This window comes from Ochrobactrum sp. RH2CCR150, from assembly GCA_014138095.1.
In the GTDB taxonomy this organism is placed as follows: Bacteria; Pseudomonadota; Alphaproteobacteria; order Rhizobiales; family Rhizobiaceae; genus Brucella; species Brucella gambitense.
Genome location: JACGXE010000014.1, coordinates 14,657 through 35,949 on the forward strand (window position 1 = coordinate 14,657; position 21,293 = coordinate 35,949).

Sequence of the window (21,293 nt, forward strand, 5' to 3'; positions counted from 1 at the left end):
ATTCGTCGTCATGGGCGACGCGCCAATTGAATTCCTGATGTTGGAGAAATGACGATGGATACATCGCCAGCAAGAGAATATTCCTTCTACATGGGAGGCGAGAGCAGCATGCGACTGCGCCTGCCAGCATCGGGCTTCACCAGCCATGCGAGCGCAGTTGATACTCGAACGCCGACGCTCTTTGGACATGTTACAGCGACTGCAAATAGCTTCAGCGTAAAGCGCAACGATGAGAATATTGCCGCGGGCGCATTCTCATTTGCGAGCAGCCCTAATCTTGATTTCGAGACCTTGCCACCAGCATCCACAGAGGTTAAAAGCGCAGTTCTTGCTGTACTGGAAGCGCTTTTTACATGCCACCCGGATCTGCCTTGCGTAAAGCTGACCCTACCTGCTTACTATGACGCCACAAACCTTCTAGCTATAGGTGCGCTGGAACAGAGCGAGGATGGATTCACCTCCCGCCCGGAACTCCTTTTCCAGCTCGCACAACTTTGGCTTGGAGAGCCCCATCATAGCTATCCAGCTGTATCAACGATAACCAAAGGTATTCACCACCCGGTACGCCCGCCGAAGCCGCACGGCACCGTCTATCGGCGCCATATTCCCTGGATCGACAAGGTCCTGTCCTTTCACGTAGCCAATCTGGAAAGCGATCTGGAGCATTTTCATCGCTGGATGAATGATCCCCGTGTTTCTGCAATTTGGGAGGACCAGGGCAGCCTCGATTATCACCGCGATTTCCTCAATGGACGGCTGACTGATCCGCGTACACTACCCCTAATAGGGACTTTTGACGGCATCCCCTTCGGGTATTTCGAGCTTTACTGGGCAAAGGAAGACCGGCTTGGTCCCTATTATGAGGCGGACCCATATGATCGGGGCTGGCATGTTGCGATTGGCGAAGACGCCTTTCGCGGCAAGGCTTTCGTCAGTGCCTGGCTACCTTCCCTGATGCACTACATGTTTCTCGCGGATTCTCGAACAAGCCGGATCGTCGGAGAACCTGTCCATCATCATCAGCAGCAAATCCGTAATCTCGACAGGTCCGGCTTTGCCAAAATCAAGCATGTCCAGTTTCCCCATAAGAAGGCGCTCCTGGTCATGTTGTTGCGCGAACGCTTTTTTGCAGACCGACTGCTATCTCCCGACCTCGGTAGCCTGATCGATGAGCAGGGACAGCCGGTTATTGGCTCCTTGTCCCGCGATGCGGGTTGAACGCCGGAAACGAACATCCGCGACCCAATTTCTGCTTTGCGAGGATAATCATGAACGAAACGCCGAAATTCGATGACCAGCACACAATTATTCCAAACAGTTTTACTTCCATACGCGACGACCCGTTCGACGCTGCCGTGCCGCCTATCTACCAGACATCCCTGTTTTTGTTCGACAACTATGCAGAACTGGAAGCGGTCTTCGCAGGCCGGTCGCCAAAGCCCATTTATTCGCGCGGCGACAACCCAACGGTTCGCCTGCTTGAACAGCGGATTGCGGAAATGGAGGGTGCCGAAGATGCGCGCGCCTTTTCCAGTGGTATGGGCGCAATCGCGGCAACGATCCTCGCCTTTGTCAATCCCGGCGACCGTATTGTGACCGTCCGCCACGTCTATAGCGATGCGTTCCGTTTCTTTGAAAAAGTGCTGAAGCGCTTCGGCGTTCATGTCGAGTACATTGATGGTAGAGATACCGAGCGTATGATCGAAGCGCTGCCTGGTGCGCGTCTGGCTTATCTCGAAAGCCCCACATCAATGGTTTTTGAGCTGCAGGATCTGCAAACCATCGCGGAAGCTGCCCGCAAAAATGGCGTTCTGACAATCGTCGATAATTCCTGGGCGACCCCTCTTTTCCAGAATCCTCTGGCAATCGGCATTGATCTCGTCATCCACGCCGCTTCCAAATATTTGGGGGGGCAGAGCGATACGGTCGCCGGACTGGTCGCCGGACCGCGCGCACTGATTGATCGCGTCAACGCGGAAATCTTTCCCTATACCGGCGCAAAGCTGGCACCGTTTGAAGCATGGTTGGTGCTGCGCAATCTCGAAACACTTCCCCTGCGGATGCGTCATCATCATGAGGCTGGCTTAGAAGTTGCGCAATGGCTGCAAGCCTCGAGCACGATCGCTAACGTTATGCATCCGGCTTTCACGGACCATCCCGGCAGAAATAGTCTTTCCGGCTTTGGTGGCCTGTTTTCCTTCGAGGTGACAGATGCGGTGGATATTCCCACCTTCGTCGATGCGCTGAAAATCATTCGTATCGGGGTAAGCTGGGGCGGCCCTGAAAGTCTGGTTGTTCCAGCAAAAGCCGCACTCAGCATTTCGCCCGAAACCAATGTCTTCGCACGCTTTGGTGTCAGCGAACGCACCATCCGATTGAACGTTGGTCTTCACAAAGCACAGGATCTCATCGAAGATCTCGATCAGGCACTGAAAGCGGCTAATCGTTGATCGACTGCTGGTTCCCCGATAAGGATGCCATATTTGCATAGCCACCAATGCACATCGGTCGCTAAGCAAGTCCAAGACCGAGATTGCGCCGCCGATCTGAATCCGTTTCAGTATCGGCGCCACACATCAGCTGCCAGCGAGCATCTTTGCAAGCATGAAGCCTGAGCCCGCGCCCGTACCAGCGCCGGGCCATGTGGAGGCGCCGCACATATAAAGCGAGCTGACGGGCGTCTTGTAACGCGAGTAGCCCGCGATAGGACGGAACAGGAAGTTTTGATCGAGATGGTGCGAACCGCTTAGATTGTCACCACCGATAAGATTGGCATTCTCGCGCTCCAGATCTGCGGGAGAAAAGACCGAGCGGGCCCGGATCATATCACGAATTCCTGGCGCATAACGCTCGAGGATTCCGATGACCCGATCAGCATAGGAATCTTTCACACTGTTCCAATCCCTATCCGCAATCTCACCGATTGCATCACTTTTGATCTCGGCTGGGAGGACGCGCACCTGCACCCAAAGGACATGCTTGCCCTCCGGTGCGCGGGATGGATCAATGGCCGTGGGCTGGCCCACAACAAGCGCTGGCTCTCCCGGCAGCAATCCGTCCATAGCTTCCGCGTAGACGCGCGCCATCATGGCGAGGTCCGGGGCGATATGGACATAAGCAAAACGCTTGAGCTCAGCGCCCGCCGTCCAATCTGGCAACTCATCCATGGCAAGATGGATCATCATCGTACCGGGTCCGGCACGAAAAGCATCTGTCGCCTTATGAACCTTCGGCGGAATCGCCGATTGAGGCAGCATGTCACCGCCGAACAAAATTTTGGGGTTGAGGTTGGCGATCACCGCTCGTTTTGCGTTCAACGCGCGCCCATCGGACAGAACCACCCCTGTTGCTCTTCCGGCATTGTCGAGATTGATCTTCTCGACACGTTGACCAAGAATGAGTTGTCCGCCGTTCTTCTGCAGAAGACCTACCATTGCGCGAATGATTGTATCCGCTCCACCCTTGCCGATGACCATCCCAAATGCCTGGTTTGCCATTGATTCAAGATAGGGAAACAGCGCTCCGCCCGCAACGTCGGGTGCGAAATCAAGATGCAGCCCCCAGGCGGCCATCATGGCCTTGAGTTTAGGATTCTCGAAATTGGCATCGAGAAAATCACGTGGTGTCGCAAGCAGAAGTTGCCCAATGCGCCACAGATTATCCATGCCGAGCGCGCGATAAGCCTTCCAGGCCGTCTTTGCTGCTGCCAGCGACGGCATCGGCGAGCCGAGCAAACCGAAAATATGCGGCGCATTACGCTCAAAATCTGACAGCATCTCTGCCCACGCCTTGGCGTCGGCGGGCGACAGTTCCGCAATCTTGGCATTCGTTACAGCCACGTCGCTGGACACGCCCAGATGGGTGCCGTCGCGAAAGACACTGGCAAAGCAATTTTGTGCGGGTACAAATTCAAGACCCTGCGCAGCGAGGTCTGCGGCGTAAGCTGCGTGAAAAGCTGATCCCGCAAACATAGATAAGTTCATGGCGGCCCAGTCATGACGGAAACCAGGCTCCGTCAGTTCCATGGTCTTCACCGCTCCTCCGGGTGACGCCTCCGCCTCCACAACAGCAACACGCCAGCCTTTAGCCGCCAGATGCACCGCGGCAGCGAGGCCATTATGCCCTGCGCCTATGACGACGGCATCGAACTCCACGTCAGATCCACTCAATTTTACGCCCCCATTATTTTCAAATGCATATAACTGCGTAAGTCGATATCGGCAGAGCCTCTGACGTCTCGGATCCAGATGCAGCGTTTACCGCGTGTATTGAGGGCCCGGGACGGCAGGATACGTCGAAAAGTTCAACTTAGAGAGCAGGCATTTCGTTGCATTCACATATGATATCTTTTAAGCTTCAAGAAAATTCATATCAAGCTTTTTAAAGAAGCGATTGAGGGGGACGTCCATGCCACAGAATTCATCGTTGGACTTCAGGGAACAGGCTTGTCGACACTCGCACTGATGACGAAGGAATCGATAAAGTTTGGCGTGCGCTGGACAGCGTCCAATTTCAGGGGAGCGACGACACATGGCGACACATGACTATATCGTGGTCGGTAGCGGCATTAATGCATTGGTGGCCGCTGCGATGCTCGGCAAAAAGGGTAAAAAGGTACTGCTACTCGAGCGCAACGAGCGGCTGGGCGGCTGTCTGCGTACTGAAGAGATCACTGCACCGGGCTTCCACCACGACGTCATGGCAACGACTATGGTGCTGTTCTTGACTTCGCCCGCCTATGGCGCACTCGGCAAGGATCTGGAAGCCCGGGGCCTCGAATTCGCCCATACCGATCTGCCGACAGGCGTTGTGCTGGCCGACGGACGGCATGCGATCCTATCCAAAGACCGCAAAGCCAATATCGCGGCCTTCGATGCACTGGCCGATGATGACGGCAAGGCCTTTGCCCGCGAGATGGACCGGATGGGAGCCGACGCACCGTTCATGTTCTCGCTGCTTGGCGGATCACTCTGGTCTGGCGGCATCCTCAAGACGGTGCTGAAGGAAGCCTGGAAGCGTGGCCCCCGCAATCTCGCCGCGTGGTTTGGCGAGGCGCTCGTCAATGGCCGCCATCATCTCGAAACCACCTATCGGTCCGATGTGATGCGCGGGCTCTTTGCGCCCTGGGTACTTCATTGCGGTCTCAATCCGGAAAGCACCTATTCTGCTGCGATGCTCCGGGTTATCGGCTTTGCCATCGAACTTGCTGGCTGCCCGATTGTCAAAGGCGGCGCCGACAATCTCGTCAAAGCGTTCGCGCAACTCATTACAGATCACGGCGGGACCATCCGCACCGGCGCGGATGTGGACGCAATAATAGAGGGTCACAACGGTCAAGCCACGGGTGTTCGGCTTGCCAGCGGCGAGGTTCTTCAGGCGAGCAAGGGCGTCATTGCCTCGGTCACACCCAACCAGCTCTACGGTCGCCTGCTGAAGAGTTCCAGCAAGCCATTGCCCTCAGCCGTTGCGGAAGGACTGCAAGCCTATCGCTATGGCAAAGGCAACATGCAGATTCACTATGCGCTGAAGTCTCCCCCACGCTGGAAGGGCGGCGAAGACCTGTCGAAAGTGGCGCTCTTGCACCTTACACCCGGTCTCAATGGCGTATCCCGCGCAGCCAATGAGTGTGACCGTGGCATGTTGCCAGCGGTACCAACCATCTGCGTCGGCCAGCCGACCGCGCTTGACCCGTCGCGCGCGCCGGAAGGTCAGGCAATCCTCTGGCTGCAATTGCCGGAAGCCCCGCGACACATCGAAGGCGATGCTGCGGGAGAACTCGCCACGCCTGCCAATGGGTGCTGGACCGACGAATTGCGCGAACAATATGCCGACCGCGTTGAGCGTATCCTCGCCCAACACATCGAGAGTTTTTCCGAGACCATTATCGCCCGTAAGTCTTATTCGCCAGCCGACCTTGAAGCGATGAATATGAACCTCGTTGGTGGCGACCCCTATGGCGGGTTTTGCGGCGTCGATCAATTTTTCATCTGGCGTCCATTCAAGTCGTCGGTCAACTACCGCACCCACGTGCCCGGCCTTTATCATATCGGTGCATCGACCCATCCGGGGCCGGGATTGGGTGGCGGCTCCGGCATGCTGCTCGCGTCCTCGCTGAAATAGGAAATAATGTGGCTGATGGCGAGTTGGCGTGTGGGGCACATACGCCCGCCCCATCGAACGCATGCAGAATCATATTTCTTTGTCTGCATATTCGTGAAACTGCGAGTATCGGCACTTGGAGCCAACACTCTCAATGATCTAGGAGCGAAGCAGGCAGAGAAACAATATGCATAAGCATATAGTTTGCCTTAAAATTGCTGTCAGAATGTACAATTCGCTTGCCAGCCCATCGGCGCTATTTTAAGATTAAAGTATTCCGAACAATAAATACCTTGGCGAGTGGGGGAACACTCAAAAAAGCCGGGGATCAGGGGAACGCGGAGCAAATCATGACTGAATTCACCCGTCGTCAGACGCTGGGTATGGGCGCTGCTGCCTTTTTTTCAAGCATACTGGCCGGACGTGTGCCAGTGCAGGCAGCGGAAGCCGACACGCTTACCATCGCTTTCAACGTCAATCTCCCGTCCTTCGACCCGACCGTCGGTCCGTCGGCGGTCAATCCGACCATCCAGGCAATTTACCGCTCGATCTTCGACCAGTATATCGGCCAGGATCCCGACCTCAAATTTGTCCCGGGCCTACTGACCGCATGGGGCTGGAATGACGACAAGACCAAGGTCTGGATGGATGTCCGCGAAGGCGTGACCTGGCATGACGGTTCGCCGTTCACCCCGGAAGATGTGGTCTGGGCGCTGGAGCGCGCCGCCAACGACAAGACCGGCAACCCGATTCAGTTCGTCTGGTCGACCGCTGGTAACTACAAGATCGAAGGCAACAAAATCACCGGCGACGTGCTGCGCTTCGAACCCACCTATTTCATGTGGATGGCTTTCCTCACGGGTTACATCCTGCCCAAAGCCTATTACGAAAAGGTCGGTGCGGAAGGTTTTGAAAAGAAGCCAATTGGTACCGGCCCTTACATGGTTGACGCCTACGAAGGCAACGCCTTCCTCCGCCTCAAGGCCAATCCCAACTATTGGGGTGGCAAGCCGGCTTTCGAAACAGTCATCTTCAAGTTTGTGCCCGATGGCACAAGCCGGGTTGCCGAAATCGAATCCGGCTCATCCGATGTCACTCTGGAAATCCCCTATGAGGAGTTCGACCGTCTGAAGGAAAAGGCAGGTCTGGCAGGCGTTGCGACCCCGATCTCCGATATTGGCATGATCTTCATCAACAATATCGAGGTAATGAACGACAAGAATGTGCGCCTGGCTGCCTGTCACGCTATCGACAAGCAAGCCATCGTCACGCGCCTGCTGCGTGGATATGGCGTACCGATCGATACGCTCGAAGCGCCGGAATATTCGGCTTACGATCCGTCTATCAAGGTTCCATACGATCCCGTGCTCGCCAAGAAGCTGCTGGCCGATTCCGGCTATTCCACCGAAAAGCCAGTCAAGTTCAAGATCCAGACCACACGCGGATTGAAGCCAAAAGACTACGAAATGGTTCAGGCCATCGTGGGCATGTGGCGCAAGGTCGGTATTGAAGCCGAAATCGAGGTCTACGAGATCGCCAAGCATTATGAGTTGCGCGCTGCCGACCAACTCGCGCCAGCTGCCTTCTATAACTGGGGTAATGCGATTGGTGATCCGACCACCTCAACAGGATTTGCCATGTTTGGCCCATCGCCGCATTCGGTGTGGAACACCGATGACCTCGATAACATGATCGCGCCGCTATGGGGCGAGAAAGACGAGGCCAAACGCATCGCCGGATGGAAAGCTGTCTGCAAGTATATTGCGGAGCAGGGTTACGTGCTGCCATTGCTGCAATACGCACAGCCGATCATCTACAAGTCGACGCTGAAGGCTATTCCGAATGTTTCGGGTGCGCTGCAACCGACCCTCATATCGAAGGCTTGATTGCACATTGGCCGGGCACCAGGTCCGCCAGCTTCCCACTGCTTGATTTGTGTCCGGCATCTTCAGCCGGGCACACTCGCATAGCATCTTCGTCTGCCTGCGTGAGGCTTCATACCCATGCAAATGCTTGGTCTTTCAATCCTGAACCGTCTGGTTCTCGCGGCAGTGACCCTCTTCGGGGTCGCAGTTGTGGTTTTTGTTCTGCTGCGCATCGTTCCCGGCGACCCTATCGCCATGATGATTTCTCCGGGTGCTACCCCCGAACAGATCGCACAGCTTCGCGCAAACTATGGGCTGGATGGCAGCATCTTCAGCCAGTTTAGTATCTGGCTAAAATCATTGCTTTCAGGTGATTTCGGCACATCTATTTCGCTGCGCCGCAATGTTCTGGAGCTGCTGGCCGAACGTCTGCCGGCAACCCTCGAGCTGGCATTCGTCGCGCTACTGTTCGCAATATTGCTCGGCACCACCGTCGCCGTTGTCGGCACCCTTGTGCGCCGCACGCCAGCCGAACCTGTCATCGATACGGTCAACGGTGTAGTGCTGGCCGTGCCCGACTTCGTCTGGGCACTGGCGCTTGTGTTGTTGCTCGGTGTGTTCTTCCCTGTATTGCCTTTGTCCGGGCGCATCGATCCAAGCGTGCAGAGTGATTTCACAACCTCCTTCTATCTGTTTGAGAGCTTGCTGCGGCTACGCTTTACTCAGTTCGCCGACATCGCCGCCCATATGACCATGCCGGTTCTGGCGCTCGGGTTGCCACTCGCGGCGATTATCGCTCGTGTGCTGAAGGAAGCGCTGCTCGAAGCCATGGTGCAGGACTATATCCTGCTCGCAAAGCTAAAAGGCATGTCCTCGCTGCGACTGGTGCTGCAGGAAGCGCTGCGCAATGCCGTTGGCCCGACCATCGCGCTGACCGGAGTGCAGTTCACCTTTCTGATCGGCGGCACCGTCATCGTTGAGCGTATCTTCGCCTATCCCGGCATCGGCAATATGGCCATCGATGCCGTCATCAACCGCGACCTGCCGCTCATTCAGGGGCTTGTGCTCGTCTTCGGCGCGCTGTTCATCATTATCAATGTCCTGGTCGACGCACTCGTCGCCGCATTCAATCCGAGGCTGCGCCATGGCTAAGTCACTGCGCGCAGCGCTTTCCGAACCCAAAGTGATCCTCGGCGGGGGCTTTATTCTCTTTTTGATACTGGTCGCCATCTTTGCGCCTTGGCTCGCGCCAAAAGACCCGCTCGAACAGGACCTGATGCTCGGTACACTGCCTCCCGTAGGTTATACTGGCACCGAACCCGGCTACTGGTTCGGCACCGACGATCTCGGTCGCGACGTGCTTTCGCGCCTGATCTACGGGACGCGCATCGCCCTGCTTGTCGCCTTCATCGCCGCAGGTCTTGCGGCATTCGTAGGCACAGCTCTTGGACTGCTTGCAGGCTGGTATCGCGGCTGGGTGGACGCCATTATCTCGCGCCTTGTCGACATCTGGATGGCCTTCCCGCCGGTGCTGCTATCGATCCTGCTGGTCGCAGTCTTTGGCGCGGGCGTGCCTTCCGTTATTGCAGCCATCGTTATCATCGACTGGACACGGTTTTGTCGCGTCGTCCGTTCAGAAACCATGGCGCAGGCGCAAATGGACTACGTGACGGCAGCGAAGGTTCTCGGCTTCTCTCGCTTCAAGATTCTGATTGGCCAGATTCTGCCGAATGTAGGCCCGGTTCTGATCGCGCTCGTCAGTCTGGAAATGGGTATTGCCGTGATCGTCGAAGCCATTCTTTCCTTCGTCGGTCTTTCGGTCTCCTCAGACACACCGACTTGGGGCGGTATGATCGCGCAGGGCCGACAGATCATCTATCAGGGATGGTGGGTGCTGGTGACGCCTCTCATAATGCTGTTCCTGACCGTTCTTGCCTTTAATCAACTTGGCGACGGCCTGCGCCGCGCCCTTGACCCGATGATGCGCCGATGACAGCACCTCTTCTCTCCATCAATAATCTGTCAGCGGTCTCGGATCGGGACGGTGGCGCACTCGTGCTTCGCGACGTCGCCTTAACGCTAGAGCGTGGCGAAGTGCGCGGCCTTGTCGGTGAGAGCGGTGCTGGTAAATCAACCATCGCCAAAGCACTCCTTGGCATCCTGCCGCGCACTGTCCGCGTCACCGGCGGTTCCATCAATTTTGAAGGCCACGACCTGCTGACCATGCCTGCACCGCAATTGCGCCAGATCATGGGTAGCGAGATCTCGTTGATCCCGCAGGATCCCCAGACGGCACTCAATCCGGGCCGTCGCATCGAAGCACAACTGACTGATGGCCTGCGCCTCAAGCGTGGCCTGTCGAGCAAGGCCGCGCGTGAACGCGCACTGACCTTGATGGAGGAAGTGCATATCCGCGATCCCGAACGCGTTTTGCGTGCGTATCCGCATGAATTATCAGGCGGCATGCGCCAGCGTGTACTGATTGCCTCGGCCTTTGCGCTCGAACCCAAGCTCGTGATTGCCGACGAGCCGACGACCGCGCTAGACGTTACCGTGCAAAAACAAATCTTGCGCCTTATTCGCAGCATGCAGCGTGCTCATGGCACGGGTGTAATATTCGTGACGCATGATCTCGGCGTCGTCGCCCAAATTTGCGACAGCGTAACGCTGCTCTACTCCGGTAAGGTAATCGAGCAAGGCAGCACTGCCGAAGTCCTGCAACGACCCAAACACATTTACACGAAAGCCCTGATGGCAGCTGGCCCTCGCTACGACAGGCCCGACGCCGGTCTGGAACCGGTGCCGCAATTGGTGTTCGAGCAACTGCGCACCGAGATCGGAACAACTTGATGAGTAACATGCTTCTCACGGCTCGCGGCATTCAGGTCGCCTACGGTGCGGGCGGACTTTTCACCAAGTCTGCTGGCCACAAGGTGCTGCATGGTGTCGACATCGACATCGAACGCGGCGAGACAATCGGCATCGTCGGCGAATCCGGCTCGGGAAAGACCACGCTTGGCCGGGCGCTGCTGCGCCTCGTCGATACCTCTGCTGGCGAAATCCGGTTCGACGGACAAGATATCACTCGTCTACCCGATGACAGGATGCGACCGCTGCGCCGGCGCATGCAAATGATCTTCCAGGATCCGATGGCGTCGCTCAATCCGCGCCATTCCATTCGTCGTATTCTGATCGAGCCAATGCTACTGCACGGTTTGGCTCCCAACGCGACTGAGGCCGAGGCGAAGGTTCTCAAGATTCTCGACCGCTTTACCCTGCCCAAGGCTGTACTCGGTCGAAACGCCCACGAACTGTCTGGCGGTCAACGTCAGCGGGTGGGTATCGCCCGCGCCGCTCTTCTCGAACCAGACTTCGTTTTAGCCGACGAGATTGTCTCAGGTCTCGACGTCTCGACACAAGCGCAGGTTCTCAACCTGCTGAAGGACCTGTCGCGCGATATGGGTCTGTCCATGGCGTTCATCAGTCATGATCTCAGTGTCATCCGGGCGATCTGCGACCGCGTCTATGTGCTTCGGTTCGGAAAGGTAGTCGAAGCGGGGGCTTGCGAGGAGGTCTTCGCCAATCCGAAGTCAGCCTATACGCGCGCTCTGCTCGACGCGATTCCGCTACCGGAAATAGACCCGGAATGGCTCGGGCGGGAACCACTATCCGCGACCCAATAACACTTCAACACGATTGTCATCTTGCTTAATGACGGTTCAGGAAACGAGCGGCAATAAGCGGCCAATAGTGGCGGGTGATTGACTGCTCCAATCGCCAATCAGAAACGCGTGGGCGCTTCAGTTCGCAATGCTGCGCCGCATTAATATTTGTGGAGAGTTCGGCTTCATAAGCCCACAGCAAATCCCACACCAATGATCACAAGGACCACCCCAGAGATCGTGGCATAGACGACATCGCGCGCACGCGCGAACTCGATCAACATAAGAGCTACACGAAAGACAGGCAGCAAGATGAACACTATGACACCCGCTTTTATCAAATTGCCTCCACTAAGGACAGCGGTTGCCATACCCAAAGAGCTCAACCACTGAGTGACCAACCCGATCGCAATGACGAATGAAGCAACTGCCGTTCCATAGTGCAACAACCTGGCAATCTTCTGCTCAAGGCTCTCAATCAAATTTTTCTGTTCTCTCAAACTCTTTGTTCCGATCACGTTTTCAGGTACAGACCGAAACCGCTCATCGCCATTACGACAGCGAGCAGCACAAGCACCATTACGAAGAAGATGCGGAGTTTTTCGCTGGGCAAACCCACCAGCATCCGAGCACCCGCAATCGACCCAATGACTGAACCAAGCGCGACTGGACCGGCGATGGCTGTATCTATGTCGCCGCGCATGAAGTACGCACCGGCGCTTGCGGCGGCAGTTACGCCGATCATAAAGTTTGACGTCGCAGACGACACCTTGAGTGGAAGCCGAAGTGCGGTATCCATTGCCGGAATTTTCAGAACTCCACTGCCAATCCCCAGTAGCGCCGAAACCAGACCCGCCCCATACATCAATGACAAGCCGAGCGGCACCGAGCCGACATGATACGACGTGGCCGCGCCGCTTGCCTCATCCAAAATTGTCGAATGTAAACGTAGCGTCGTCGCCCAGTTTTGAGAGGCAGGCGTGCTCGTTTGAGGTGCTTCGCTTCGACGCGCAAGCATTTGTTGCGCAGACACCGCGAGAATTGCTGCAAATAGCAAGTAGAGATAAGCGGTTGCAACAATCCCAATAAGGAAAATGCCGGTCAGAGCGCCCAGCGTTGTTGCTGTCTCAAGAACGACGGCCAATCGAATATTGGTCAGCCGCTTTTTCAGGAGCGGCGCCGCACTGCCGCAGGAACATGCGATCACTGACACGAGACTCGCAGCGATCGCCGCATGAATATCGATACCGAAAGCAAATGTAAGAATCGGCACAATAAAAATGCCGCTTGCCATACCCAGAACGCCACCAAGTGCGCTCGCACCGAAGGCGCCAACAAACAGCCAGAAAGCACTGATAGCCCCAACTTCGAATGTGCTTGTCACCGAGTCTGCCCCGGACGGCGCAACAAGCGCGTGCTGAATTTGATCAGATCGCCCCGATAATAGAGCTTCTCATAATCAATTGGCCTCGGCCCTTCACAGTAAGACGTTCGCTCGATAAGGAATACCGGACTGGTGGGTGCAATCCCCAAGGCTTGAGCCACGCGATCATCAGCTGTTGCGGCCTCAAGCTGATACTCCGCTTCAATGAGCGGGAGGCCATACTTGTTTTCGAGCAAAGAGAAAATTGGCTCAGCCTCCAGATCGTTACTCACGATCTTCTCGCCAATATCCATGGGCAGATAGGTTTCGTCGAAAGACATGGCGATGCCATCAGCCAAACGCACGCGCTCAATGCGGTAGACCTGTGCCCCCTGCGGAAGATTCAAATGTTTAGCGACCACGTCGCTGGCGGGCACAAGCCGTTTATCCAAAAGCTTCGCAGTTGGATTGCGACCCAACGCAATCATGTCTTCCACAAAGCCGCTTAACTCGGTCAATTCCTGCCTGATTTTGGGCTCGGTAACGAAAGTACCCTTTCCGCGCCTAATCTCAAGCAGTCCGCGCGCAACCAAATTCTCAACGGCTTTCCGAACGGTCGTCCGGCTGACACCAAACCTCACCGTCAAATCATCTTCCGGCGGGAGTTGCGACCCGAAAGGCAATAGTGCTGATGCAATTTCCGAAGCCAAAGTGGCCTCGACCTTAGCGTAAAGGGGGGCGGAGCTGGTCTCTATCGTCATAACGACATCATGATGTCATTATGACTTATTGTCAATCGGACATGGCCCCGCTGACCACCCTGATCATTCCCCGTCAGCCATAGACGGCCATGTCCACTTCCGCTCGACGACCGAGTGAAGTCATCCAGTCCTTTATCTCAGGCCGACTATTGAGCTGACGCCCATAGTGAAAGCCGAGTTGACGATTGAGTTCGCCATTGCGACCAAGCTGTTCGTCTGCGAAAGCGATCATGCGGGAATTTGGCCATGCCTGAGGACGGATAGCCACCAACCGCTGGAAGAGTGTCTCTGCCGGTTCATCTGGATTGGCTTGCGCCAAAAGGGTCATCATAGCCGCCGTAGATCGCGAAACACCCATATGGCAATGCACAAGGATGTGCCCCGGCGCATCATTGTCTTCACGGGTCTGGAACGATTGGCCGAAATTCAAAATTGCTTCCGTGTGTCTTTCTGTAGGAAGAATTTGTCCGTCCAGATCAGCAATGATGTCATGGAACCGTAGCGTCGTGCGAGCATGATCGGTATAGCCCGAAAACTCCGTAAGCTCGGACCGCTCTGGATCAATGATTGAAAGAACATGCGTAACGTTCTTGTCGCTATGTGTTGCCAGCTCTTCGATGCCGCAGATGGTCAGTTCGGGGGAGAGGATTATCTTCACAGATGTTCACCACGTATTATGTGTCAGATCAGGTTGAAAGCAGTGTCGAGTATGTTGGCTACAGGATCAAGCAGGACATTTTGATGACAGCACGAAAAATGTTCGATCTGAAACCACTGACTACGGATGGGCTTCTTTTCTGGAATAACCTGCCAACTTCTCCTCCCCTACGGAACGACTTGACCTTTGGCAGGACATGGGCGTGTGCCACTGGTCTCCCGAAGCCATTCAACGCAAGCTCAATGTTTACTTCTGATGAGGACGTCCCCGCTCTGATACTCATCATACTGCCCACAGCCTGCTGAATAGAATTGATAATCTGTTGGTATCGGTATGGTAGAGGCCATGCTGAAGTTTGGATGCGCCGCTCGAGAGTTCTTGGCTCAGACAGAAAGAAGTTAGAAGCAAAGGCTTCTGAAAAGGAACGTAGCATTAGTCAATGAAAGGGAAATCAACATCAAGCTTGTTGTCACAATGGGCAAACGGGCCGTGTCTATTTTGCTAACCAGTCTACACCACAAAAGCCACCCAGAACAACGTGATGGTGTTTGAGCCATCTGATCGATTGCCCAGTAATCCGAACTTCGGTGTTGTACAGTTCAGATATCTCTCATCGCGTGCAGTTGCATAGGTCGTTAACGCTACCTCCGCCCTTCCGCATGAGGTAGCATTATTTATAAATACACCCACATCATTTCCATCATTCTTATATCTATCGTGTTATTTCTATAATTACCCCTTTAATTACGTTGGTATAAAGTAAAATAAATTAAGTGCAGCAGAAATTATATTGATACTACTATATTAAATATCTGATAAATTTGTGTTTTGGAAAATTGCATATTTGAAAATTCAGACTTAGATATTAGCTAGAATCGAAGAAAAAACGCTTAGCGCATCATCAATACAGTTCGCCAACGAGGATAAATGGACAACATCGACGGTACTTGCGATGAGCTCAGCTCTGAGACAGAAAACAAACATCTGTTGGAAGAAATATCGCGGTTAAACGACCAGATCAAAGCGCAAGAGAAGATTCTTGTTGAGCAGTCGCTTGCCGTGCAGGATATGCGCCTGATTTTCGAACAATCCGCCAGAGTGGCCAAGGTTGGAATATGGCAATGCACTCTTCCCGACCAGCGACTGCATTGGACCGATTTTGTGTATGATATTTTTGGCTTGCAACGTGGTAGTCCATTAACAAGAGAAAACACGCTAGCGCTCTATACCGAAGCATCGCGCCAAGAACTGGAGCTCAGAAGGACACAGGCAATCAATGATCGCAGTGGCTTTTCATTGGATGCTGAAATTGTGCTTTCGACCGGCGAGCACAAGTGGGTACGCCTGACTGCTTCCGTGGAATGCGAGAATGGTGTTCCTGTAAGGCTTTTTGGCATGAAACAGGACATTACTGCACAAAAGCTGATGTTTGATCGTGCCATCCACGATGCGGAACATGATAAGCTGACAGGTTTGGTGAATAAGTATAGATTCAACCAGATGCTGGAAGAGTTGTGCTTGGCACCGAACCGAGGGGGCATCAAGGCATGCCTGCTTCTGATTGATCTGGATGGGTTCAAGGATATTAATGATCGGCTCGGTCATTTAGCAGGTGACAGATGCATCATGCAAATGGCCGTCCGCATTAAGAAAACTTGCCGTGAATCGGATATCGTAGCGCGCATTGGAGGGGATGAATTTGCAATTTTGGCACCCGGGATCACCTGTCCGGACGACGTTGTCCGCCTGTCTGAAAAGTTGCTGTCCGAATTCAGAATGCCCGTGGAATTCAACGGGGATAGCATCTCCATCACCGGTTCAATAGGTTCTGCGCTTCTCATCGACGAAACTGATACCGAAATTTTCACTCTGGCGGATAACGCTTTGTACGCCGCCAAGGCAGCAGGGCGCGATGCTTATCGTCTCCATGAAGAGTGAACATGCACTCGAAAAGAAAGCCACCTTTTGGTCCCTGCTGATATCACAGTGTAACCGCGTTCAAATCCAATTGTATAAGTAGCCCGAGAATGTTTTAAGGTTAAAGGCGAGTGGGTGTATCTCTATCGTGCCATTGATCGCAATACCGCTTTCTCTCGAACAACAATTCTCAGTGCTCGCAGCATAATTACGTCTGCAGGTGGGCTGCGTTCTCTGCTAAACAAGTTTTTGCAACCCAGCCACAATTACAGGGAAAGTCCATTGCCCCGCAATCTTCGCAAAATATAGAATGTCAAAGCGATCCCGAGTACAGAGAGCACTGTTGCCAACGTGAAAAGTTCGACATAGCCAAATTTATCGGCAAGGTAGCCGGCGACCGAAGAACCAACGAGATAAATCAGCAGTTCGGCACAAGCAAGGATCGTGAAGTCCGTGCCGGGCTGATCGGAAGACGATGCTTTCATGAACAGTGAGTAGATCGCGACCAGTTCCATATAGCGCAAGAAGGTCTGGACGGCTGACACCGTCATAGCAATCGTGATCCCCGGCCATATTTCGGCAGCATTGAAACTGAACGCGAGGAAGCAAAGACTGCGCAATAATCCAAGCAGAATGAGCGCAGAGAAAAGCCCGGTCCGGCGGATCAGCAGTGCGGCCAGAACTGCTCCGATCAGGCCGGCACCCGCAGCGGCAGCCCCGGAAAGATAGCCGATCCATGATAGCGGCAGCCCGATATCCACGAGATAGCTGCCTTCCATCCCCCTTACCATGCCTTCGCTCGCTCGATAGGTCAGAGCAAAGCACAGGATGAGCCAGGCGTTCGGTTGCTGGAAAAACCGCTTCAGGCTGGCGCGTGGCTTTTCCCGGTGCTGCTTCTGCTCACTTGCTTCGTCCATCCATAACCCGGCCAGAAGTGGCAGAAGCGAAAGGGCGGCGACGATGAAAATCGTGGGACGCCAACCGATCTTGTGGAAGAGCACCAGCGCCAGCGTGCCACCCACGATCACACCAAGTGCAACTGCACCGGCCTGGATTGCATTGCCAGTGGCACGCGTCTTGTCATTGAGATGACGGACAGCATAGCCATCGGTAGCAATGTCCTGCAAAGAAGACAGAAGCGTTATGCAAAGGCAGATTGCAAAGAGTGCCCCCGCCTGCTGCGGCTCTGTAAACGCCATACAAGTAATGCCCAATGAGACGAGAAGTTGGGTGACAATTACCCAGCTTCGCCGATGCCCCCAACTTGCGATGAGGGGATAACGATCCACCAATGGTGCAATCGCAAATTTTGCAATCAGTGGAATCATCAGAAGATAAAAAAGCCCGATAGCCGTGCGCGAGGCACCGCTTTCGCGCATCAGGGGAGGCAAGGCGACCAATAGAAGATAGGTCGGGATGCCCTGCGCGAGATAGAGCCCCCCAAGAACAGTATAAAGCCGTGCGTTTATGCCTATTTTCTGTGTCGATAGCTCGTTTTGTTGTGCGCTCATCAGAAGGTTTTGCTCACAGCGAGGGCGAAGGTCCTGCCGCGGCCCTTGTAGTCGAAGATTTCTTCAGGCGCGAGTGCACCATAAAGCGCCTTGGCTCGCGATCCCCACACGGTGTTGTATTGCTTGTTGAACAGGTTGTGCACACCGAAATTCACAGTCATGTCGGCTTTCTCGACGTGATAAGAGCCAATAAGGTCAAACAGCGTGTAGCCTTCGATCTTGTAGCCGGAGTTGTCACCAAGGTCGAAAACATGCTGGCCCTGGAAGCGCAGATTCAATGTTTCATTGCCCCAGCCAATATGGCCGCCAAGCTTGGAAACACTGGCGGAACCGATAGTATCCTTGACCCAATCGCCGTCCTGATCGACTTCAGTGCGTATCCATTGGCCCAGAATACCGATATCGAAGCCACGATCGAGTTTCATGCCCGCCTTGCCTTCGATGCCATAAACCCGACGTTCGTTGTCCTCGAGTTCGACGGCAAGGGTCGTGCGATTGAGCACAATGGAACGGTCGGAAGTGGAGTAGAAACCCGCGGTTTCCAGGTTATAGGTGCCGTCATCAAGACGATAGCCGATCTCGAATGAATTGGTCTTGATGGCTTCCAATGCCGAGTTTGCCACATTCACACCACCGAGCAGCGCGTAATGACCACCTGACAGTGAGTAGGCGCCATAACCGTAATATTTTGCCGGATCGGGCAGCTCAAAGCCTTGGCTGAAGTTTGCATAGACCTGCTGTATGTCTGTCAGACTGTAAGTTGCGCCAGCGTTGAACAGGAAAGCGTCGTAATCGACCGAGCCACCGGGAATCGAATCGGCAGAGGTCGCCGCCCCATTGAGAATAGCGATCTGTTGGGCTGCACCAACAAAATCTCCGATTTCCGTTTTGGTGTACTGATAGCGCACGCCGCCATTGAAGGTAAGGCGATCGGTTGCTTCATAGGAAGCCTCTGCGAAGCCAGCAAACGTGGTAACGTCGATCTTTGGATACAGACCTGTGACGCCTGCGGTCTGGAAATCCATCGCGCCGCTCTGAAGAGCTTTGCCCATATCGAAAATATGTTGGTTTGAAGAAAGCGAATCCCTGTCAGCATCAACACCGTAGGTAATGCGCAACCCGTCAAGCGGTTCGGAGATAAGCGCGGCCTTTATGCCGTAATAATCCGTGTCCTGCGCGCTGCCATAAAAGTAGGTTGAACTTGGGAACGGATGGAAATTGATCTTCTCGCTGCGATAGAAGCCTTGCAAAAGCAATTGCTGTCCAAAGAAGTCATTATCGGTGTAGGTTGCGTTAAACATGGCGCGGCGGGTGCGCGGATTGAAGTCCGAATTATAGCCGTCGCGTGTTTCGATAAGACTTGGATTCCGCAGCCCCGCGAGAAATTGTCCGAAGTAGACGCTATAATCAGATTTCTGCTCTGAATTGAAGAACTGTCCGCTTAACTCCAACCGCCTATCCGGGTCGAACTGGAAACCTGCGCTGCCCATAAGATCGATGCGCCGGTTAAAAGCGGTCGACGTCTGGGTGATGTCCGGCACAACCATGGTGCCATCTGCGTCATAAAACGCGCCGCTGCGATTACCCGCCAGCGACAGTCGAGCATCCCATGTCTCACTATTATAGGTGACGGCTGCAGCGCCGTTACGATCCAAGTCGTTGCTGGCGCGGAAGCCGCTTTCTATGCCAGCTGTCACTTCGCTATGCAAACCCTCCGGCGCATCCTTGCCTTTCTTGGTGATGATATTGATGATGCCCCCGGTCGCATTGCCGCCATAGAGCGAGGTCGCTCCAGAAAGAACTTCAATTCGCTCAATGTTGAATGGGTCTATAGAGTCAAACTGGCGGCTCAGCCCACGAGCAGAATTCATCGATATTCCGTCGATCAGCGCCAAAGCGGTGCGTCCGCGTAGGTTCTGCCCATACGAGGTACGTGCCCCTTGGCTCACCGGATCAAAACTCGGTATTTCCTGCGCCAAAATCTGCTGAATGGTTTCGCCTGAACGTGCGCGCATCTGAATTTGCTGTGCATCGATGACATAGACGGTGCGTGCTGTCTCCGAAATTTGCTGCCCACCACGACTGCCGGTGATCGTGATGGCATTCAGAACCGTTCCTTTACTTGTCTCGGTCTCCACTTCAGTCGCGTTCTGCGCCAGTGCTTGCGTAGTGACGCTGCCGGTCGCCATCAGGGCAGCGACCGAAAGACCGAGATATTTGTTGTGCATGAATTTCTCCAAGGACATGAGCAATACGATATCCGTCAGTTATCCAGTATTTTCTAAACACGACTATTCTCATCATGTTTAATTCATTAAAAGACAGATAGCTTGGAGAAGAGCGAACCGGGAATGGATTGAAGCGAACCTTGAAGGGCTTTTGCATTGAATAAGATGGGAAGCGTTAGACCGGTGAAATTTGGCAGTACGGCTTCAAGGGCGACTGACGGGTTGAAACCCTGCCTCAAGATACTGCGGGACATGATGGGGATGCCATCGGTATTGCCAGCGCAAGGTGACCTGTCAAATGTACGCGGTCTGTTTTGGAATCATGCATTGCTGTCGCTGACCACGATCTATTTTCCACTGATCCGCACACGTCTGTCGGCGGCCGGTTCCCGAGATTCGGGCATCCTGATTTTGCGTGCAATGAGTGGCTCGGTACAAGTCGAGCAGGGACAGATCCGGCTTGATCTCGCTAAAGGCGAGGCCATTTTTATACCATCAGATGTGCCGCTGTCGCTGATCCTCACGGACGGCGGACGCTTGGATTGCGCCTATCTGCCATCGGCGGCTATCACCCAAATCAAAGCAGACGTCTCCGGTTTATATTGGCAGCCACTTCCAATTACCTATTTACCTTTTCAATTACTGGTAACCTATGCAGGTTATCTGTTGCAGCAAGACTATCAGACGGAAAGTGATGCCGAGACTATGGTCAATCACTTTTATGGATTGCTACCAATACTGATTGCAAACTTGAAGGCGGGAAATACACAACAGGCTCTGACCGGACGAATGGGGGCTATAAAAGGCCGAATTGACGCCCGGATCATAGATGCCGGCTTCTCGATAATGGAGCTGGCCCAGGCAGAGGGGATAACTCCCCGTGCTATCCAGAAGCTATTTAAAAGAGAGAACACGACATTCTCTCGCTATCTGCTTGAACGCAGACTTGATATGGCACGGTCTGCGATATTGCATGGCGACGCATCCGCCATCGCGAAAATTGCTTATGGTGTCGGCTTCGACGATCCCGCTTATTTCAGCAGGGTGTTTCGCAATTTTTACGGCGTCAGCCCATCTGATCTGAGGCGTCAAATTGCTCGTAGTGTATCAGGATGACGATTGCAGGTTCGCAAACCCGCCCCTGAGTTTGTTTCGTGACATGGCTGCTTGAGTACAAACCAGCCATGCCTTTCTTGCGCGCGCATTGGTTACAATAAATAGTGTACCAA

General features: G+C 54.2%; 17 protein-coding genes. 10 read left to right on the forward strand and 7 right to left on the reverse strand.

The window, feature by feature from the left end; translation table 11 throughout:
* Positions 1 to 48: 48 nt before the first annotated feature.
* Together FHW03_RS20990 and FHW03_RS20995 are read left to right on the forward strand one after the other, a co-directional pair.
* Positions 49 to 1,218, forward strand: a complete 1,170-nt coding sequence (locus tag FHW03_RS20990; protein ID WP_377515370.1) for a GNAT family N-acetyltransferase — start codon at positions 49 to 51, stop codon at positions 1,216 to 1,218.
* Between the two features lie 50 nt (positions 1,219 to 1,268).
* Positions 1,269 to 2,450 (forward strand): PLP-dependent transferase, encoded by a 1,182-nt coding sequence (locus tag FHW03_RS20995; RefSeq protein ID WP_182522404.1) that lies wholly within the window; start codon positions 1,269 to 1,271, stop codon positions 2,448 to 2,450.
* Between the two features lie 126 nt (positions 2,451 to 2,576).
* On the opposite strand, the gene FHW03_RS21000 is transcribed toward FHW03_RS20995, so the two are convergent.
* Entirely contained in the window at positions 2,577 to 4,169 is a 1,593-nt protein-coding gene (locus FHW03_RS21000; protein ID WP_377515372.1) for a phytoene desaturase family protein, read from the reverse strand.
* Between the two features lie 361 nt (positions 4,170 to 4,530).
* On the opposite strand from FHW03_RS21000, the gene FHW03_RS21005 reads away from it, so the two are divergent.
* The 6 genes from FHW03_RS21005 to FHW03_RS21030 all read left to right on the forward strand — a co-directional run bounded on the left by FHW03_RS21005 (position 4,531) and on the right by FHW03_RS21030 (position 11,647).
* Positions 4,531 to 6,120, forward strand: coding sequence for an NAD(P)/FAD-dependent oxidoreductase (locus FHW03_RS21005; RefSeq protein WP_182522405.1), 1,590 nt, complete (start codon positions 4,531 to 4,533; stop codon positions 6,118 to 6,120).
* A 329-nt stretch (positions 6,121 to 6,449) separates the two neighbouring features.
* Complete coding sequence (locus FHW03_RS21010) at positions 6,450 to 7,985, forward strand: ABC transporter substrate-binding protein (protein WP_182522406.1); 1,536 nt, start codon at positions 6,450 to 6,452, stop codon at positions 7,983 to 7,985.
* 123 nt (positions 7,986 to 8,108) lie between these two features.
* A complete protein-coding gene (locus tag FHW03_RS21015) occupies positions 8,109 to 9,116 on the forward strand; it encodes an ABC transporter permease (RefSeq protein ID WP_182522470.1) in 1,008 nt (335 codons plus the stop codon).
* Positions 9,109 to 9,957: an ABC transporter permease gene (locus FHW03_RS21020; protein ID WP_210277357.1), complete on the forward strand. Its 849-nt coding sequence runs from the start codon at positions 9,109 to 9,111 to the stop codon at positions 9,955 to 9,957. Before FHW03_RS21015 ends, FHW03_RS21020 begins: the two co-directional genes overlap by 8 nt.
* The gene (locus tag FHW03_RS21025; protein WP_182522408.1) at positions 9,954 to 10,814 is read left to right on the forward strand and encodes an ABC transporter ATP-binding protein; all 861 of its coding nucleotides are present in this window, start codon (positions 9,954 to 9,956) and stop codon (positions 10,812 to 10,814) included. The genes FHW03_RS21020 and FHW03_RS21025 overlap by 4 nt, the downstream gene beginning before the upstream one ends.
* Positions 10,814 to 11,647 (forward strand): ABC transporter ATP-binding protein, encoded by an 834-nt coding sequence (locus tag FHW03_RS21030; RefSeq protein ID WP_182522409.1) that lies wholly within the window; start codon positions 10,814 to 10,816, stop codon positions 11,645 to 11,647. The genes FHW03_RS21025 and FHW03_RS21030 overlap by 1 nt, the downstream gene beginning before the upstream one ends.
* 164 nt (positions 11,648 to 11,811) lie before the next feature.
* Here the strand turns inward: FHW03_RS21030 and FHW03_RS21035 are convergent, their stop codons facing one another.
* From FHW03_RS21035 to FHW03_RS21050, 4 genes are all read right to left on the reverse strand, one after another.
* Positions 11,812 to 12,126, reverse strand: coding sequence for a DUF1634 domain-containing protein (locus FHW03_RS21035; RefSeq protein ID WP_280994682.1), 315 nt, complete (start codon positions 12,124 to 12,126; stop codon positions 11,812 to 11,814).
* Positions 12,127 to 12,140: 14 nt separating this feature from the next.
* Positions 12,141 to 13,010 (reverse strand): sulfite exporter TauE/SafE family protein, encoded by an 870-nt coding sequence (locus tag FHW03_RS21040; protein WP_280994681.1) that lies wholly within the window; start codon positions 13,008 to 13,010, stop codon positions 12,141 to 12,143.
* A complete protein-coding gene (locus FHW03_RS21045) occupies positions 13,007 to 13,750 on the reverse strand; it encodes a GntR family transcriptional regulator (RefSeq protein WP_182522410.1) in 744 nt (247 codons plus the stop codon). The genes FHW03_RS21040 and FHW03_RS21045 overlap by 4 nt, the downstream gene beginning before the upstream one ends.
* A gap of 73 nt (positions 13,751 to 13,823) precedes the next feature.
* Positions 13,824 to 14,408 carry a protein-tyrosine-phosphatase gene (locus FHW03_RS21050; RefSeq protein ID WP_182522411.1) on the reverse strand — a complete coding sequence of 195 codons (585 nt, stop codon included), beginning with the start codon at positions 14,406 to 14,408 and terminating at the stop codon, positions 13,824 to 13,826.
* 927 nt (positions 14,409 to 15,335) lie between these two features.
* Here FHW03_RS21050 and FHW03_RS21055 point away from each other — a divergent pair.
* Positions 15,336 to 16,346: a sensor domain-containing diguanylate cyclase gene (locus FHW03_RS21055; RefSeq protein WP_182522412.1), complete on the forward strand. Its 1,011-nt coding sequence runs from the start codon at positions 15,336 to 15,338 to the stop codon at positions 16,344 to 16,346.
* Positions 16,347 to 16,591: 245 nt separating this feature from the next.
* Here the strand turns inward: FHW03_RS21055 and FHW03_RS21060 are convergent, their stop codons facing one another.
* Both FHW03_RS21060 and FHW03_RS21065 read right to left on the reverse strand, forming a co-directional pair.
* On the reverse strand, positions 16,592 to 17,836 hold the full coding sequence (locus FHW03_RS21060) for a RhtX/FptX family siderophore transporter (RefSeq protein ID WP_182522413.1): 1,245 nt from the start codon (positions 17,834 to 17,836) through the stop codon (positions 16,592 to 16,594).
* Complete coding sequence (locus tag FHW03_RS21065) at positions 17,836 to 20,064, reverse strand: TonB-dependent receptor (RefSeq protein ID WP_182522414.1); 2,229 nt, start codon at positions 20,062 to 20,064, stop codon at positions 17,836 to 17,838. Before FHW03_RS21065 ends, FHW03_RS21060 begins: the two co-directional genes overlap by 1 nt.
* Positions 20,065 to 20,247: 183 nt before the next feature.
* On the opposite strand from FHW03_RS21065, the gene FHW03_RS21070 reads away from it, so the two are divergent.
* The gene (locus FHW03_RS21070) at positions 20,248 to 21,180 is read left to right on the forward strand and encodes a helix-turn-helix transcriptional regulator (RefSeq protein WP_377515378.1); all 933 of its coding nucleotides are present in this window, start codon (positions 20,248 to 20,250) and stop codon (positions 21,178 to 21,180) included.
* The last annotated feature ends 113 nt before the right edge of the window (positions 21,181 to 21,293 follow it).

Bases quoted from the DNA above. Each gene is read 5' to 3' on its own strand.
- FHW03_RS21065 (WP_182522414.1), bottom strand. From the start codon at position 20,064: ATGCACAACAAATATCTCGGTCTTTCGGTCGCTGCCCTGATGGCGACC.
- FHW03_RS21060 (WP_182522413.1), bottom strand. From the start codon at position 17,836: ATGAGCGCACAACAAAACGAGCTATCGACACAGAAAATAGGCATAAAC.
- FHW03_RS21030 (WP_182522409.1), top strand. From the start codon at position 10,814: ATGAGTAACATGCTTCTCACGGCTCGCGGCATTCAGGTCGCCTACGGT.
- FHW03_RS21025 (WP_182522408.1), top strand. From the start codon at position 9,954: ATGACAGCACCTCTTCTCTCCATCAATAATCTGTCAGCGGTCTCGGAT.
- FHW03_RS21005 (WP_182522405.1), top strand. From the start codon at position 4,531: ATGGCGACACATGACTATATCGTGGTCGGTAGCGGCATTAATGCATTG.
- FHW03_RS21020 (WP_210277357.1), top strand. From the start codon at position 9,109: ATGGCTAAGTCACTGCGCGCAGCGCTTTCCGAACCCAAAGTGATCCTC.
- FHW03_RS21055 (WP_182522412.1), top strand. From the start codon at position 15,336: ATGGACAACATCGACGGTACTTGCGATGAGCTCAGCTCTGAGACAGAA.
- FHW03_RS20990 (WP_377515370.1), top strand. From the start codon at position 49: ATGACGATGGATACATCGCCAGCAAGAGAATATTCCTTCTACATGGGA.
- FHW03_RS21015 (WP_182522470.1), top strand. From the start codon at position 8,109: ATGCTTGGTCTTTCAATCCTGAACCGTCTGGTTCTCGCGGCAGTGACC.
- FHW03_RS21010 (WP_182522406.1), top strand. From the start codon at position 6,450: ATGACTGAATTCACCCGTCGTCAGACGCTGGGTATGGGCGCTGCTGCC.
- FHW03_RS20995 (WP_182522404.1), top strand. From the start codon at position 1,269: ATGAACGAAACGCCGAAATTCGATGACCAGCACACAATTATTCCAAAC.
- FHW03_RS21045 (WP_182522410.1), bottom strand. From the start codon at position 13,750: ATGACGATAGAGACCAGCTCCGCCCCCCTTTACGCTAAGGTCGAGGCC.